14 protein-coding genes are annotated in these 16,186 nt (G+C 47.9%); 9 read left to right on the top strand and 5 right to left on the bottom strand.

The features are described from left to right. Positions 1-6: 6 nt before the first annotated feature. Positions 7-1,347 (bottom strand): MATE family efflux transporter, encoded by a 1,341-nt coding sequence (locus ACUALS_RS06195; protein WP_038189214.1) that lies wholly within the window; start codon positions 1,345-1,347, stop codon positions 7-9. 103 nt (positions 1,348-1,450) lie between these two features. On the opposite strand from ACUALS_RS06195, the gene ACUALS_RS06200 reads away from it, so the two are divergent. Together ACUALS_RS06200 and ACUALS_RS06205 are read left to right on the top strand one after the other, a co-directional pair. After that, entirely contained in the window at positions 1,451-2,410 is a 960-nt protein-coding gene (locus ACUALS_RS06200; RefSeq protein WP_454449107.1) for a LysR family transcriptional regulator, read from the top strand. Positions 2,411-2,600: 190 nt separating this feature from the next. Next, positions 2,601-4,073, top strand: a complete 1,473-nt coding sequence (locus tag ACUALS_RS06205) for a C69 family dipeptidase (RefSeq protein ID WP_454449108.1) — start codon at positions 2,601-2,603, stop codon at positions 4,071-4,073. Between the two features lie 49 nt (positions 4,074-4,122). On the opposite strand, the gene pncB is transcribed toward ACUALS_RS06205, so the two are convergent. Next, positions 4,123-5,376 carry a nicotinate phosphoribosyltransferase gene (gene pncB, locus ACUALS_RS06210; protein ID WP_454449109.1) on the bottom strand — a complete coding sequence of 418 codons (1,254 nt, stop codon included), beginning with the start codon at positions 5,374-5,376 and terminating at the stop codon, positions 4,123-4,125. Between the two features lie 264 nt (positions 5,377-5,640). Here pncB and ACUALS_RS06215 point away from each other — a divergent pair, with 264 nt between their 5' ends. Next, positions 5,641-6,354, top strand: a complete 714-nt coding sequence (locus ACUALS_RS06215; RefSeq protein WP_454449110.1) for an NUDIX domain-containing protein — start codon at positions 5,641-5,643, stop codon at positions 6,352-6,354. A 19-nt stretch (positions 6,355-6,373) separates the two neighbouring features. After that, on the top strand, positions 6,374-7,030 hold the full coding sequence (locus tag ACUALS_RS06220) for an isochorismatase family protein (protein ID WP_454449111.1): 657 nt from the start codon (positions 6,374-6,376) through the stop codon (positions 7,028-7,030). Positions 7,031-7,081: 51 nt separating this feature from the next. On the opposite strand, the gene ACUALS_RS06225 is transcribed toward ACUALS_RS06220, so the two are convergent. Then, complete coding sequence (locus ACUALS_RS06225; protein WP_454449112.1) at positions 7,082-8,035, bottom strand: AEC family transporter; 954 nt, start codon at positions 8,033-8,035, stop codon at positions 7,082-7,084. Between the two features lie 217 nt (positions 8,036-8,252). Here ACUALS_RS06225 and ACUALS_RS06230 point away from each other — a divergent pair, with 217 nt between their 5' ends. From ACUALS_RS06230 to ACUALS_RS06250, 5 genes are all read left to right on the top strand, one after another. Then, positions 8,253-9,788, top strand: a complete 1,536-nt coding sequence (locus ACUALS_RS06230) for an ABC transporter substrate-binding protein (RefSeq protein ID WP_454449113.1) — start codon at positions 8,253-8,255, stop codon at positions 9,786-9,788. Beyond that, positions 9,781-10,725, top strand: coding sequence for an ABC transporter permease (locus tag ACUALS_RS06235; protein WP_454449114.1), 945 nt, complete (start codon positions 9,781-9,783; stop codon positions 10,723-10,725). Before ACUALS_RS06230 ends, ACUALS_RS06235 begins: the two co-directional genes overlap by 8 nt. Further along, positions 10,722-11,507: an ABC transporter permease gene (locus tag ACUALS_RS06240; RefSeq protein WP_454449115.1), complete on the top strand. Its 786-nt coding sequence runs from the start codon at positions 10,722-10,724 to the stop codon at positions 11,505-11,507. The genes ACUALS_RS06235 and ACUALS_RS06240 overlap by 4 nt, the downstream gene beginning before the upstream one ends. Continuing rightward, a complete protein-coding gene (locus ACUALS_RS06245) occupies positions 11,504-12,937 on the top strand; it encodes an ABC transporter ATP-binding protein (RefSeq protein WP_454449116.1) in 1,434 nt (477 codons plus the stop codon). The genes ACUALS_RS06240 and ACUALS_RS06245 overlap by 4 nt, the downstream gene beginning before the upstream one ends. Positions 12,938-13,094: 157 nt before the next feature. After that, a complete protein-coding gene (locus ACUALS_RS06250; protein ID WP_454449117.1) occupies positions 13,095-13,649 on the top strand; it encodes a hypothetical protein in 555 nt (184 codons plus the stop codon). An 87-nt stretch (positions 13,650-13,736) separates the two neighbouring features. On the opposite strand, the gene ACUALS_RS06255 is transcribed toward ACUALS_RS06250, so the two are convergent. Both ACUALS_RS06255 and ACUALS_RS06260 read right to left on the bottom strand, forming a co-directional pair. Continuing rightward, entirely contained in the window at positions 13,737-14,696 is a 960-nt protein-coding gene (locus ACUALS_RS06255; RefSeq protein ID WP_454449118.1) for a chromosome partitioning protein ParA, read from the bottom strand. Beyond that, positions 14,693-16,021 (bottom strand): sphingomyelin phosphodiesterase, encoded by a 1,329-nt coding sequence (locus ACUALS_RS06260; RefSeq protein WP_454449119.1) that lies wholly within the window; start codon positions 16,019-16,021, stop codon positions 14,693-14,695. Before ACUALS_RS06260 ends, ACUALS_RS06255 begins: the two co-directional genes overlap by 4 nt. Between the last annotated feature and the right edge of the window lie 165 nt (positions 16,022-16,186).

A 16,186-nucleotide genomic window follows, 5' to 3' on the forward strand; every position in this document is an offset into this window, starting at 1 on the left:
TAACGGCTAGCCAGCCGCGACAGCAAGGGGTTGATGATGACGGGTTTTCTTAATGGCAAACAGTAACTGCGCCAGTAACAGTACTCCAGTTACGCCCAAACCAATGCCAATACCACCCCAAATGCCTGCTAATTCAAATTGCGGCATCAATATCCACGCAGCCGGTAAGCCAAATGCCCAGTAGCCAATGGCGGTCATAATGGTCGGTCCCATCACGATCTTCATTCCGCGTAATAGGTTAATTGCTAACAGTTGCCAAGCGTCGACCACAAACGACAGTGCTACTACCCATAACACCATGGTCAAAAGAGTGCTGAGCTCAGCATCAAGATTGAACAGGCTAGCTATAAACTCGGGCCACAGCATAAATCCACCCGCTAACACCACACTTAACACGGTGGTAATGCCAAAACTGCGCAGGGCGGTACGTTTGATACCGTCGTAGTTTTCGGCACCGAAGTCTTGCCCAACAAGAATGGCCGCGGCTTGCGAGAAACCAAAGTTGATGTTCCAAGTGAAACTCAAACATTGCAGCAAAATTTGGTGTAAAGCTAACGCAGCGATACTGATTGTCCCTGCCATTAACGTTCCGCCATAAATCAGACCATGCTCAAGCAGCGCAGCAAGGGCAATGGGCAATCCCATGGCGAGCAACGGTTTTAGCAATGACCAAGAATACTCATCTCGATTCAACCATGGGGCAAATGCCATGTACTCAGGGCGCTTAAATACCCAGATGCCATAGCCAACCATCACGATTGTCGCCGCAAGTGCCGTTCCTGCGCCCAATCCAGCTAACCCAAAACCCAGTGAGAAAGCGAGTACATAACTGATTGGCACATTGAGCAACACGGTAAGCAGTGACATCACCATAATTGAACGCACGTTGCCAAAGGCGCTGGTTAAACCACGTAATACGAGCAGCAGTAGGGAAGGCAACATGGCCCACTTTAAGGTGTCGACATACGCCATCGCCGGCTGTGCGAGCTCAGTGGGTTGGTTTGCCAGTGCAAGCAGTTGAGGAACAAACGCAAAGCTAATTGTGAGTACAACAGAAAGCACCAAAGACAGAAGGACCGCGCCTTTCACGGCTAAACGAATTTGTTGATTGCCATACTCAGGGCGAGCGATTCGCTGCCCATAAGCGATGGCAATCAAATTCGCTACGCAGCCAACGGTGCTGCCTGCAATGATAAACACAAAAGAGTAGACCGACGCCCCTAAACCACCTGCTGCGATCGCAGAAACACTCAAGCGCGACATCATCCAAACATCCGTTAACACCAATGCCATGGAGATCATTTGCGAAATGATGAGTGGGATAGCAAGTGAGAGAATTTTTTTCATTGGGCGCCTCGTGATCAGTATCACACAAAGGTACGAATAATCTTACTGGCGTTCAAATGACATTTATGCCAATCTGACATAACTTAAACTCATGAGAAAGACGATGCGACCTTATTCCAATCTTCCATACTCTCACAATGCCTTCAAAGTGTTTGAAGCTGTCGCGCGTTTGATGAGTTTTACCGCCGCGGCAGATGAACTCAATGTGACGCAAAGCGCCGTGAGTCGGCAGATCAAGCAACTTGAAACCGAACTTGGTGTCAGCTTGGCTACCCGCAAGCACCGCTCTATTGAACTGACTGAACATGGCAAAGATCTCTACCAAGTTTTACGTCAAAACTACCATAACCTAGATGCATTGATTGCCCAGTGGAAAGCGCCAGTTAAAAAGCGGATTGTGATTAAGAGCGCACTAAGTTATGCGACGCGTGTTTTGATGCCTAACGTCGCGTTGCTCAATGAGAAATACCCCGAACACGAGATTGTTATCATCCCATCGATTGAAGAAGATCCGGTACTGGAGCACGAAGACTGCGATCTACTGATCTTAAACACTCGCCATAGAGACCGCTACTTGGGTCTGCCGGGGATTCGCTTTTTACGAGCAGAATACATGGCTCCGGTTTATGCAGAGTTGATGTCTGAACAAACCATTCAAATTGAAGATGTGCTTGAGTTGCCTCACCTCCACGCGACGCTTGATCATCAAGATTGGAAACTGTGGCTTGCTAACGCGAATTTGAAGGGGAAAAAGCGCGGCAGAGATACGGTCTTTTTCAGTTTAGATTTAGCGTTAAGTGCATGTTTGTCTGGTCAAGGAGTGACGGTGACTGATCTGTTATTGGTATTACCTGAACTCAAACGAAGGTTCCTCAAGTGCCCAGAAAACATCGCGCTGCAGCACAGTGATTGGCACTACCTCTGTTATCAGAAAAACCATACTCCAATCGCCAATGAGATCCTTGAATGGCTGACCGAGCAAACCAAAGCAGAAGTGCAAGAGTTGCAATCGCTTTGCGAACAGTTTGGTTGGCAGTGTGAACACGTTGAGTGGGCTCGCTAAAATATCCATAAATTGCATATTTTTCAGATATTTATTCAATGTTTTGTTGTCTGTATTCTGTGATCCATTGATCATTAATCTCGCCAATACCTCGCTAGACTGCCAACAACAGCTTTCCAAACAATAATAATTTGCAAACACAGATTGAAGCTGAATTCGCCTAATTTGATCCAAAATGGAGATAGAAGAGATGAAAACATGGTCTGTGACATTCGCCGCGAGCGCCATTGCTGTGGCGCTCAGTGGTAATGCAATTGCGTGTACGGGTTTAATTGTTGGTAAAGGAGCATCGGCTGATGGCAGCATTATGATTGCTCGCAACGAAGACTTTGGCATCAACAACTGGAACAAGTACCTTGAGTATCGCTCTGCACAAGATAACGAGCCTGGAGATTGGACACTCGGCAATGGCTTGGTGGTGCCAATGCCTGAGCACTTCTTGGCTTACTCTTCTATTCCCGATTGGGACGCCATCACCGTTGACAGTGACGGCAAATACTACGAAGAACGCGGCATTAACGAGTACAACGTCGCGGTGTCGGCTACCACCAGTGCTGAAGTGAATGACAAAGTTGCCAAAGCGGACCCTTTGGTGAAACCAGGCATTATTGAAGCGATTATTCCCACTTTGATTCTCCCGCAAGCGAAGAGCGCCAAGCAAGGCGTGGAACTGCTTGGAGACTACATTGAAAAATATGGGGCGGGGGAAGGAAATAGCCTCTATATCGCCGACGTCAACGAAGCTTGGCTGTTTGAAATTGGCTCCGGTCATCACTGGATTGCGGTTAAAGTGCCTGATAACAGCTACGCGATGATTGCCAATGGACTGCGTATTCATGGCGTCGACCTTGCCAGTGAGGACGTTCTGCATTCGCAAGGCATGCTCGAGTTTGTAGAAAAGCACAAGTTGCTCGACAAGGTTGATCGCCAATCATTCAACTTTGCTAAAGCGTTTGGCGTGGTGGGGGATGAATACAACATTGACCGTGAATGGCTCGGGCAAAAAATGTTGACGCCATCGAAGTATCAGCAAAGCCGATTAGCACAATATCCGCTGTTTATGCAGCCGGATGACAAAATCAGTGTTGAAGATGTGGCTGAAGTGTTGAGTGCAACTTACGATGGAACTGCACTAGAAGGAAAAGCGAAACGTCCAATTCGGGTTGAACGCCAGTTAGAATCTCACATTATTCAGCTTCGTGCAGAGATGCCCAAAGAGCTGCAAGGTGTGATTTGGCAAAGCTTTGGCGTATTGCCAGAGTCTGTTCTGGTTCCGCTCTACTCAACGTTACAGGAATACCCTAAGGCTTACCAAGTGGGGGATGATACCTACAGCGACGACTCAGCTTATTGGCAGTTTAGAAGCTTGACCGCTCTTGCATCAGCGAACCCAGAAAAATATTTGCCCATGCTAAAACAGACGTGGGACAAAGAAGAAACGCGTTTGTATAAACAAGTGCAGCACCTAGATGCGACGCTCAGTGACATGTACAAGCAAGATAAGCAAGCGGCTCTCGATATGGCGGCGGATTATTCTTATGGTCAGCTTAAACGGACACTCAATATGGCGACAGACATTCGCTATAAAATGATGACCGATTTGACCAAGAGTACAGAGAAGAAGTATTCCGAAGAAGAGTTCAAAAAGATCATGAGTTTATAGCTCACCCAACCAAAAACGGAGCCACTGGCTCCGTTCTTGGTTAAAGAATCTAACTTGCTTTATCTAGCGCAGAGATAAGACCAAAGCTCTGCTTTAACTCCGTCAGAAATACCTCATCTTCGCACATCGCTTTTTCAGGCTCGTCACTGATTTTGGCGACCGCCTGTCCATTACATTCTGCCAGTTTTACGACCATGGACAGAGGCTGGTACTGAATCTGACCATCACGCCAGTCGCCCATATCATTGGCTAAAAAGGTGCCGATTCCAAAACTGACATTAGCGCGATCTTTGAAGTAGTCGCAAATGTCTAATGCGCGTTCAAAATTGAGTCCATCGGTAAAGATCAGTACTTTGGATTTCGGGTCGATTCCCAATGCTTCGTAGTGCGCGATCATTTTGTCACCCCACGCGTAGGGGCAACCGGAATCATGGCGCACGCCAGCATACGCATTCGCGCGTTCAAGACTGAAGTCAGCGAGAAAGGCGTCAATCCCAATGGTGTCGGTGAGTGCAATACCGAGTTGACCGCCAAAGGTTGTATGCCATTGATCAAGGGCAACCTGTTGAGACTTTGCGGGCTCTGTTAATTGCTGATGTGCCATAAACCACTCGTGGGCGACAGTACCAATAGGTGTGAGACCAAACTGTTTAGCTAAGTGATAGTTACTCGTGCCCGACATTAGATCTGAGGCGTGTTGGCGCAAATAATCCACCACGTCATGTTGAACCTGCGCGCTAAATCGGCGGCGGCTGCCCATTTCTGAAAACTGGAAGTTGGTGATGTTTCGGCGCTTGAGTTCGCGACGTAACCAATCCACTTTATCGACTAACGTTTTCTGAAATTGTGCATAGGGAATAGAGGGCCAACGGCGGCGATTTCGCACTTCGGAAATGATGCTCATCACCAGAGTTTCATACAAGATCGTCTCATGCCAAAGACCTCGAATAGACACTCGTAGTTGGTCTTTACCCTTTGTTGGTAAAACACACACTTCCACCTGAGACTCTGGACGAAAACGAAACTCTGCTAGGAAGTCAATAAACGTGCTATCAAGGTAAGGCGCTTGCTCAGTCAGGTAGCGGCGCTCTTCATTGCTGAAGTTGACCTCGGCGAGGCGTAGAATCTCATGTTCGACGTCATGTTTAAGATCGGACAAGTCTTCATCCGAACGAACAATAAGTTCATATCGCACTTGGGTGCTGGGATACAGCTTGTAAGCGGCGTGCATCATATTAATTTTGTACACGTCGAGATCGAGTGCACTTTGAATAATGCTTTGATTGAAAAGCGAGGTGGTCATGATGCCATCCTATCTATTACTCAGCTTAATTACTTGCTCGAACTCTAATCAACCCAAATTAGTTTGTCAAATTGTGTTACTAACTAGCCTTGCCATAAACCTAAGATCTACGCTCATAGTAATCGGGAAAAGTTTCTATCAGTTTTGAAGGAGACTAACTCGAGTAAGAAATGAATATTAGTTAATCACAAAAGGTTACTTTCTAGTTGAAATTGTATTGGACGGTGATAATGTACGCACTATAGAAGGATGTAGGAAACGTAAATGATTGTCACCATTGACATGATATGTCTTAGGCTAGGCAGCCGAGGGTTGGAAGTGTTGTTGATCAAGCGCAACAATCCAGAGCGACCGCAACATGGTATGTGGTCGATTCCCGGTGGATTCGTGTTTGAACAAGATTGGACGAAGCGAGGTGGGCAACCCGCCGATCAAGATTTTGATGCCGCGAGGCGACGCATTTGTCGGCAAAAGATTCACACGTACCCCAATTACATCAGCGAACCTATGGTAGATGGTAACCCCAAACGCGACCCTGAAGGGTGGAGCGTGACAATTGCGCACTACGCGCTGCTCAATCAAGCCAATGTCGAGCAAATCGAAAACTGTGGTTTATGCCAAGAGCAGCTTCGCTGGTTTGCGTTAGAAGACGTGCTTCAAGATGCGTTAGACCTCGCGTTTGATCATGCGGAGCTGATTAAACTGGCGTGGCGTAAGTTACGTGCAGCCGTTGAGTACACATCGGTGGCGTTATTTGCTCTCGATAAAGAGTTTTTAGTCTCTGACATTATTGCCGCGTACGCTGAGTTTGGCGTTGAAATTAACCGAATGACGGTCAAACGACGCCTGATAGAAACAGGCGTGATTGTGAGTGCCAACAAGATGGCGTCTACCAACAAAGGAAAAGGCGGCAAGCCTGCTCAGGTTTACAGTTTGAGCGAAAAAAGCGTGACATATTTTCAAACGTGCCTGCGTTGAACAGCATAAGGAATAACCCATGTCTTTGAAATCGGTACAGATTGAGAAATCGAAAACAGCGGCCGTCGATGTTGACCCGCAAAAAGGCTTTAGCGAGCTTTGCCCGAACGAACTGCCTGTAGCGGGGGCGCTGGAAATCGTCGACGAATTGATTGCCAACCACAGTAAAGCGAGTATTAAGCTCGTGTCGCGCGATATGCACCCTCCAGGCGCTGCGTGGGAAGCGGAAACTCCAGCGAACATGCTGGAACCTGTTGGGCTGCCAGAAGTGGATATTAAGTGGAACCCGCATTGTGTGGTCGGTACCACGGGTGTTGAGCTATTACCTGGCTTGCCAGCGATTCGCGATTACGACTTCCAAATGAACAAAGGCATCGACCCAGACGCGCACCCTTATGGCGCTTTCTACCATGACCAAGCAGATACGCTGTCGACAGGCGGGATCGAGTTTCTGCAATCTAAAGGCGTAAATACCGTGATTGTCGGGGGCTTGGCGTTAGATTTTTGTGTTAAGAAATCGGTAGAACAGCTGGTGGATGCGGGTTTTCGGGTGATTCTGAATCTAGCCTCGACGCGAGCGGTGTTTCCAGAGAATGCTGAACAGGTGGCTGAGGAGTTAGCGAGCAAAGGTGTGATTCTGGTGACAAGTTCCGAGCAAATCGAATGTCGTGAGTAAGTGTTAAAGTGTCGGGCTGTAAATTAGCGAAGCGACTTAATGCTTCGCTTTTTATATCAAACTAAACACGCTCAAAAGCAGCAACCCTAACGTACAAGTCACGGTAGAAATTGTCGTGGTTAGCGCAATAATATTGGCCGCGAGCACTGCGTTTCCGTTCATTGCTCTTGCCATAATGTAACTCGCAGACGCCACTGGCGCAGCGTTCATAAAGAAGATGATTCCAAGCTCCATTCCCTCAAATCCTAACCAATAGGCGCATCCAGTTATAAGGACGGGTGCGGCCACCAATTTAAATCCGCTTGCCGTCCAAGAGGGCGCTTGTTCCTTTTTGAGAGAGCTTAAATTGAGTGAGCCGCCAATACATAGAAGGGCGAGAGGCAATGTCATTTTGGCAAGGTAGTTACCTGCATCAATCGCAATGGTTGGTACAGGAATACTAAGAACGTAAAAGGCGATGCCGAGTAGAATCGAGATAATGAGGGGATTTTTGGTTAACGTAGCCGCCATCATTTTGCCTACTTTTACCCCCGATTCCTGATGCTTGGGAGTGAGGCAAATCACCGCTAACACGTTGTAAACCAATGTGGTTGCGGCGACAAATATCGCGCCTAATGCGATGCCTTGCTCACCATAGGCATTGGCAACATAAGCGATGCCGATAATGCCAGTATTTGCACGAAACCCGCCCTGTATGATTACGCCTTGGTCTGGAGAGGTTGGAAAGAGCGCCTTTACGCAAACTGATGTAAACACGAAAAACGCCACACTGGACAGCACTCCGTACAAGATGAAGTGACTCGCGGCAGAGATATCATGTTCTGAAACTACGATGCTCAGAAACAGCATGGTAGGGAGTGTCACCTGAAACACCAGTTTCGAGGCGACCTCAATGAAGTTATCGTTTATCAAACCAATACGTTTGAATACGATACCCAGCACCAACATCAAACAAATTGGCCCCGTGATTGATACAGAAAATTGCAACTGGCTGAGTAAATCCATTCGACTCATCACACAAAAAATCATCCCTTCTCAATACCTTATCAGAGTGCGTCGGTTAGAGATGTAAGAAATGTTCCAGATTTTAGAGGTTTGGCAAGATTTCATGTCGGATACAAGCTGACACGTTACGGTTTCTTATTGATATCCATTCTCATATTGATTGATAATATTGTTATGTTATAACATTGCGCTGAATTTATTTTTAAGGACATGAATAATGAAATTTAGGATAGCGGGTATCGCCGCAGTCGTTGCTATTGCGGCGGTCACTGTGTCGCAATTCACTCAATCAACGTCAAGCCAAGCATTAAAAATCTCTGGACCGTTTGAATACTCAAGCCAAGATCTCTCGAAAGATGGTTATATGTTCACCCGAATGCAGGTTGTTGAATCTTTGGTCGCGATCAATAAAAAGGGCCAAGTGGAGCCGCAACTCGCTGTTGCGTGGACCGTGAGTCCTGATGACCTAGAGTGGACGTTCGATATCCGAGAGGGGGTAACGTTTCACGATGGCGAAAAACTGGATGCGGCAGCGGTTAAATTGGCGCTTGAAAATGCGATGGCGAAGCCGGACGTGATTAAGCGTGCGCCTATTTCAGAGATAGTGGCGAACGGGAATCAGCTGACACTTCGCCTGTCTAAACCTTACAACCCTATGTTGTCGGTTCTGGCTCATTACACGGTAGCGATCGCTTCTCCGAGTAGTTACAACGAAGAAGGAACCTCTACGTCACTGGCTGGTACTGGCCCTTACAAAATTGCTGAACTTGTCCCGCCCCATAAAATTCATGTGACCCGTAACGAGGGCTATTGGGGCAACAAAGCCAAGATTGAAAACGTTGAATATCTTGCTGGTCATCGTGCTGAAAGTCGTGCTCTGCTCGCCCAAACAGGTCAGGCTGATATCGTGTACACCCTCGATCCGGCAAGCATCGCGCCATTGCAGCAAACAGAGAATGTCGATGTCGTGAGTGAATCTATTCCTCGGACAATTTTGCTCAAACTGAACAACGAGCATCCGTATCTTAACTCGTACCAAACACGCCAAGCGCTGAGCTTAGCGCTCGATCGTACCGGTATTTCCAAGCAGATCATTCGCATGCCTGGATCTGAAGCCTACCAGCTTTTTGCGCCTTCATTAGGGGCTTGGCACATTGAAGCGTTCGCGCAGACGTCTCGTGATATTGCCAAAGCGAAATCGTTGCTTGCTTCTCAAGGATGGCAGCAAAACGGTCAAGGAATCCTAGAGCGAGAAGGCAAGCCGTTTGTTGTCAATCTGACTACCTATTCAGATCGTCCAGAACTGCCCGTGGTCGCTACCGCTATTCAAGCGCAATTGAAGGAAGTCGGCATTCAAGTTGATATCTCCATTGATAACTCCAGTGCGATTCCAGCGAAGCATCAAGATGGCACAATTGAGTTGGCACTCGTGGCGCGCAACTTCGGCGCCACGGTCGATCCCCTTGCGCTGCTTCTTAAAGATTTTGCTGAGCATAAAGGTAGCGATTGGGGACCAACGAACTGGTCATCGGAAGAGTTTAGCGCATTGCTAAGCCGCTTGAGCGCAACAAAAGATCGCGCTGATTACCAACAACAAGCGCAGCAAGCGTCTCAAATTCTTGCGCAAGAGATGCCACTGATTCCAATCACCTTCTACACCCAACTTGTGGCGGTGAATAAGAAAGTCGGCAACTTTAGCTTTGACCCGTTTGAGATCAACTACCGAATTTCAGAGATGACGCTGAATGATTAACATCCTTCTTAGAAGAGTATTCCAAGCCACGTTGGTGGCTTGGAGTATCGGCACGTTGACATTCATTTTGATGCGCCTGCTTCCGGGTGATTTTGCGTTTCGTATTGCTGCGGGTCGATATGGTTACGACTATGTGGATGCAGAAGCGGCGCAAGCAGTCAGTGCGGAGCTCGGCTTAGACCGATCTGGGTTTGAACTCTATGCTCAATGGTTGTGGGATCTGCTCCAGTTTGACCTTGGTCATTCCCTGATTAGCGGCGCCCCCGTCATTGAAGAGATAACGCATCAGCTTGGTCACTCATTGCTGCTCGCATTGGTTGCTTTGTTGCTGTCTGCCCTCATCGCGATACCTATTGGTGTTTATTGTGGGAAACATGCTAACTCGGCGGCTGACAAGTGGAGTTTGATTACTTCGGTGTTTATCCGCGCTCAGCCAGTATTTGTGATTGGCTTAGTGATGACGATTCTATTTGCATTGCACTTAGGGCTGTTTCCTGTGGCGGGGTTTGGCAGTGCAGCACATCTCTTTTTACCGGGACTGACGTTAGCGCTCTCACTGGCGGCGATGTCAAATCGGCTTATTCGTAACGCGACGCGCAGTACGATTACAGCGCCATACTTTAAGTTTGCCAGACTAAAAGGATTAACCTTTGAGCAAGCATTCCAGCATCACGCACAGCGCCATATTGCGATTCCGATTGTCACTTTCTTAGCGATTCAAACCATTGGCTTGATGGAAGGCATCATCATGATCGAGTCACTTTTCTCTTGGCCAGGTATCGGCCACGCGTTGGCGCACGCGATTTTTGCTCGAGATATCCCAATGATCCAAGGAACAGCATTGGTGATGGGCTTGTTGTTTGTTGCGATCAACACCTTTATTGACCTCGTGACCTACCAACTTGATCCAAGACAACAGCAGGAGGCGACGCAATGAAACTGCTTCCTAAACAAATCTGGGGCATTGCGATTATCGGCGCAGCAATGCTGCTCGTGTTGACGCAAAAACTGCTCTTCAACAGTGACCCAGCCGCACAGCAACTCTCATTGGCGTTTTCTTTGCCAGATTTCTCCGAGCCACTGGGGCGCGATCATTTTGGTCGGAGTAACTTTGCTCGTTTAAGTGATGCGATTGTTACCTCGTTAACATTGGCTTGGTTAAGTGTATTGACCTCTGCTGCGTTAGGGGTTGTTGCGGGCGTACTCGCAGGGTGGCGCAAAGGGTGGTGGGAGAAAAGTTTCTCTTTTGTGATGAATATTATCCTCGCAATGCCGGGGCTGATTTTAGTGCTGTTATTTGCCGCATTAGTACCGGGATCCTTTACGATTTTGTACGTCGCAATCGCCCTAATTTTGTGGGTTGAGTTCTACCGAGTGGTGCGTAATAGAACGCTATCTCTGATTCATTCTCCGGAAGTTGAAGCGTCTGTGTTGTATGGGTTTGGCTCTTGGTATGTATTTAAGCGCCATATTTGGCCTCACTGCCGTCAAGATGTATTCACCCTCTGCTGCTTTGGGGCTGGAAACACCATACTCGCGCTTGCCTCGCTCGGCTTTTTGCATGTAGGGCTTAAGCCACCAGAGGCGGAGTTAGGACTCATGATGGTAGAGCTGTTTCGTTACTACCAAGTTGCACCTTGGGTGTTAGCGCAGCCACTGATCACCTTGTTTGTTTTAGTACTCGGTTTCCATTTACTCGCGAGTGGGGAAAAGTCATGAGTTATTTTCTTCGTGTCGAATCATTGTCAGTAAAAACGGCGCAGCAAGTCTTAGTTGACCCGGTCAGTTTTACCCTCGCTAAGGGAAAGCCGCTTACGATTCTTGGCGAAACAGGGGCGGGAAAAAGTTTGATTGCGGCTGCGCTCACCGGAACCCTGCCAAAAGAGTTGGTTGCCAAGGGGCAGATTTACCTCCATGACCGAGCGGTCAGTGAAAACGAGTTGCAGCAGATGTGGGGGCGAAAAATCGCGTTGCTTCCTCAAGAACCGTGGCTCGCGCTAGACCCTATTATGCCTGCACACCAACAGATTGAAGAGGTTCATACCCTCGTTAATCAGGCTGCTGCGTCGACGGCCAAAAAACGAGCTCAATCAGCGCTTGAAAGCATGAATCTTAGCCACGCGAAACAAAAATATCCTTTCCAGCTTTCAGGGGGAATGGCGCAGCGAGTCGCTTATTTATGTGCGACTCAGGCTGGCGGAGAATTGCTGTTAGCGGACGAACCCACCAAAGGGCTAGATCGAGACCATTGCGACATTGTTGGTGACATGCTTGCAGAGCACGCAAAACAGGGCGCATTGATTACCATCACTCATGATATCGAACTGGCGCAAAGGCTAGGGGGAGACATGATTGTGATGAAACAGGGTGAAGTGGTGGAATCCGGAATCGCACATGAGATCTTAGCCAATCCGAAATCTGAGTACGCTAAAGCGCTTATCGAGTCGAGCCCGAACCATTGGCCAAAGCGAAGCTCCGCGAGCTCAGGTCAGCCTTTGGTGAGTATAGAAAACCTATCACTGCGTCGAAATCAAACCACCCTGTTTGACAAGGTTTCTCTTCGCGTCGATGAAGGGGAAGTGGTTGGAATCTATGGTCAAAGTGGTTGTGGTAAAACCAGTTTGGCGGATGCGGTGCTTGGGCTACTCACGCCAAGTTCTGGAGAGATTGTGTTTCACCAAACGGTCGGTGTTGGGCAAAAGCTAAAACTCTATCAAGACCCGCCAAGTGCATTTGCTACACACGTTACGCTCAATCAACTGCTGAATGATTTACAGCAGATTCACTCTTTTGATGAGGCGGAGATAGCGCCCTTGATGCGATTACTGAAATTAGACTTGGGGTTACTACAACGAACACCTAGGCAGATTTCAGGAGGAGAATTACAGCGTTTCGCTATTTTACGTGCGTTGTTAATGAAACCTAAGCTGTTGATTGCAGATGAACCCACTTCAAGGCTTGACCCCATAACAGCGGCAGAAACCTTGCAGTTGCTCACTTCTCTGGCGACTGAGCGACAATGTAGCGTGATCATCATTGGCCACGACGAGGAGGCGCTGCGAAAGCTATGCGATAAGGTCATCAATTTGCATCAATATTCGCTTGAAACCTTGAGTAATAAGATGGCGATGACGCCCGTGGCGACTTAGTCCCCATTCGGCTCCTTCAATTGTGCCTTTTTGGTAAAAGAGGTTAGCGAAGGAGCCAGTCGTGCACATGCGCTGAATTTCAAATAAATCAATTGATAATAATTATCATTACTATATCTTTAATGTCTCGCGATAAACTTCAATCTTGGAGACTAAAATGGGACATTCCGACATCACACAACTTCTGATTCCAAAAAGCGACTGGGTATCTCCAAATCTCTATTTGTATGAAGGTGAAGACCGACTGAAATTAAGCTTGGAAGGAGCCATTCAGTTTAGTGGTTTAAATAGTATTGGTGGGGTCGTGCTCGGCTTTCGGATGATGCAATATGCGGTGCAACTGTCCACTGGAGACTTCCCGCTGCAGCGTGACGGCATTAGCATCTATACGGCGTTTCCTGGTCGCGGTGTCCAAGACGCTTTTGAATATACCTGCCGAGCGCTACGAGATCGTCGCTACTGCTGCGATACGACATTGAATCACCCTGCCGCCCAATCTGGTCAACGTGGACAGTTCTTGTTTACCATTCGAGCCAACGAGCAATCCATGGTGATGACGCCAGCGAATGGTTTGCCTCGACAAACCTATTTTGAAGCCGATCGCCAATCACAAGATAGCCGCGAAGCTGCGGCAAGATGGCGAGATGAGAAGATAAACTTCGCAAACACGCTGTTGAGCTTGCCGCCAGAAGAGTGCTTGCGCGTATTGTAATCATGAATTCGAATTAGTGGCTGTCGCTCACATTCTGGTGGGCGACATGCCTTGCATCTAAGTGTTTTCTATCCATTTATTTCGGCTTTAGCTTGCAAAGAAATCACGACGAAAGCTCGCGATCTGCTGTTGGTAATAGCTCTGCCATTGTGCCTCTGACATGTGGGCATGGCTGCTTGAACGCTGCGCTTCTAGGGTAAATTTCAGCTGTTCTAACTCGTGTTGATAGTCACGAACTTGCTGTTGCTGATCGACGACTTGCTGCTCGCGAGCCTGAATGTCGTGACTCTGTTTTTGCGTCAAGTATTGTTGCGCAAGTGCTCGAACTAATGCCTCGCGTTCGCTGTGGCTAATATGGTTCGGAATTAACGTGACGGCTCGTTCGTATTTTGCTTGCTCACTGGCTAATCCCAGAGCTTCCTCACTGCCTTGCCAATTTTTCACTAAATCGTCAAAGGCTTGCACGTAGTCTTGCGCGGGCGCTGCGCCTAGCTGTTCTGCCTGTAAACTGAAGTCATACAGCGCATACTCATCAGCAAAAATGACATCTGCCAACTCTCCCCAGACCTTTCTTGCTTCCGATTTGAGAAGAGCAATGCGAGAGGCGAGCGGTTGCTGATCATCAAACAACAAATTGCCGACACTTTGCTGCCACTCATTATTGAGCCGATGGTAGTTCGCGAGCAAAGCAAACCGCTCGTTCGATAAACGGCTTTCCAATTCGGTAAGTTGAGATTCGCAGTCGTTGCGAGTTGTGCAACGATGCCAAAAGGATTCGATTTCACCTTTCAATGCTCGTCCCTTGGCGCCACTTAACACCTCAGCAAGCCCATTGATTGGGGATATTGAGTGTTTTCCTTTTGACTCTGGTTGTTCGTCTGCGCTTTGAACTGAACTTGCAAAAACGTCGTTGGGCGATGGAACTTCTGCCTTGTTTGAAGAGGGTGCTATCGGTAATGGCGCTTCTTTATTCTCATCCCCAGCAACAGAAACCCAAACTATGCCCGCCAAAATGGCGGGCACAGAGATTAATAGAATACGCTTCATGGCTTGATCACGGCGCTAACAGGGAAATGATCCGACAGATTGTAGTGTTTCCACAAACTCTCAGCGGTAGAGCGCGGAACGTCGACACGGTTATCGTTAAATGACTTCACGCCGTATTCATTACTCACCATCACGTAGTCGAGGTACTCCACATTCTCGCCACCGGATAAAGCCTCACCGGCAAAGTTGTTGATGCGAGGATCGAAGGTCGAAGCTGTATAACCAGAGTACTGGGGCTCGATTGCACTTAAGTTGGCAATCATTTGTTGATAGTCATCTGGGAACTTCAGTTTGTTGACGTTGAAGTCACCACTGTAAACCACAGTTTCACCGCTTGGGATGTTCAGAGTCTTCGCCATAGCACGCATCTGCTTGAACTGACGCTGACGATACTCACGTGCGGTGTCGGTGTCAAAAGAGGCGGTATGCGTTGCGAACACGTGGTAAGCCTGTCCGCCTTTAATTATCTCCGCATAGTTCACGCCTTTATCGGCAAAGCAATCCGTACCCGAGCAATCTGGGAATACGTATTGAGCCTGATTGACAATAGGGTAGCGGCTCACAATGACGACGCCGCCGTCATGGATGTTAAAGCCATCTTTGTCGAGCATTTTTGTTTGATAAGGGTACTCTTTTGCGAGCTCCCGCAAGAAGGCATCACGACCACTGGCAAACACCTCTTGCAGCGCTAAGACATCGTAGCCTTTGACGTAATCAGGAATTAGTTCGTAACGATCGCCAATGTGAGAAGCAATCGCCGGAAGTGCCCAGATGTTGTAAGTCATCAGCTTGAGGTTTTGCTCATCGGTATCGACGATTTCATCTACCTTGTTAGGCGTGATGGTGTAGTACAAATCATCGTATCGCGCAGTACTGGCAGACTTAAACGCCAGTTCTGACGTGCGGTCGCCAAATGCATTGGTACTAGAGCGGTGAATATTGCGATCGTCTTTCAGCGCGAGATCTACATCCGCCGCAGAGACGCCGTATTCAATGCTTGAGTTGTACCAATGACCTTTCATTACTTGATTTAAGGTGACGCTTTCACCTCGCGGGTTAGAAACCACAGTGTCGAAGCGATAGTGCTGGCCAGACTTTACGCCCTCCCAGCGGTTAAAGCTCAATATTGATTTGGTTTCCCAAGGGCCGAGCACTTGCACATGCTGTTGCCATTCTTCACCGTATTTCAGTAAATCACTGCCTTCGTGTTTCACTTGAATGGTTAGCGGCTGAGCTGAGTTATTCGTCAGGTATACATCCGTATCTGCTAAGCTAGGTAGCGCAACCAACGCGCCTAGCAAAAGAGTCCACTGCGTCAATTTCATCTTGTTTTTCCATAGTTTGTGTTAGAGCAATCATTCTTATTTATTAATATGACTGGCACGTTAAATATGGATGACAAGTGACGATTCACCAGAAAGAGTTCGTGAGTTGTGATCTTTATTCGGATTAAATTAAGGGATTTGTGGTTAGTTATTGTATCGATATAG

Source organism: Vibrio sp. NH-7, from assembly GCF_053643215.1.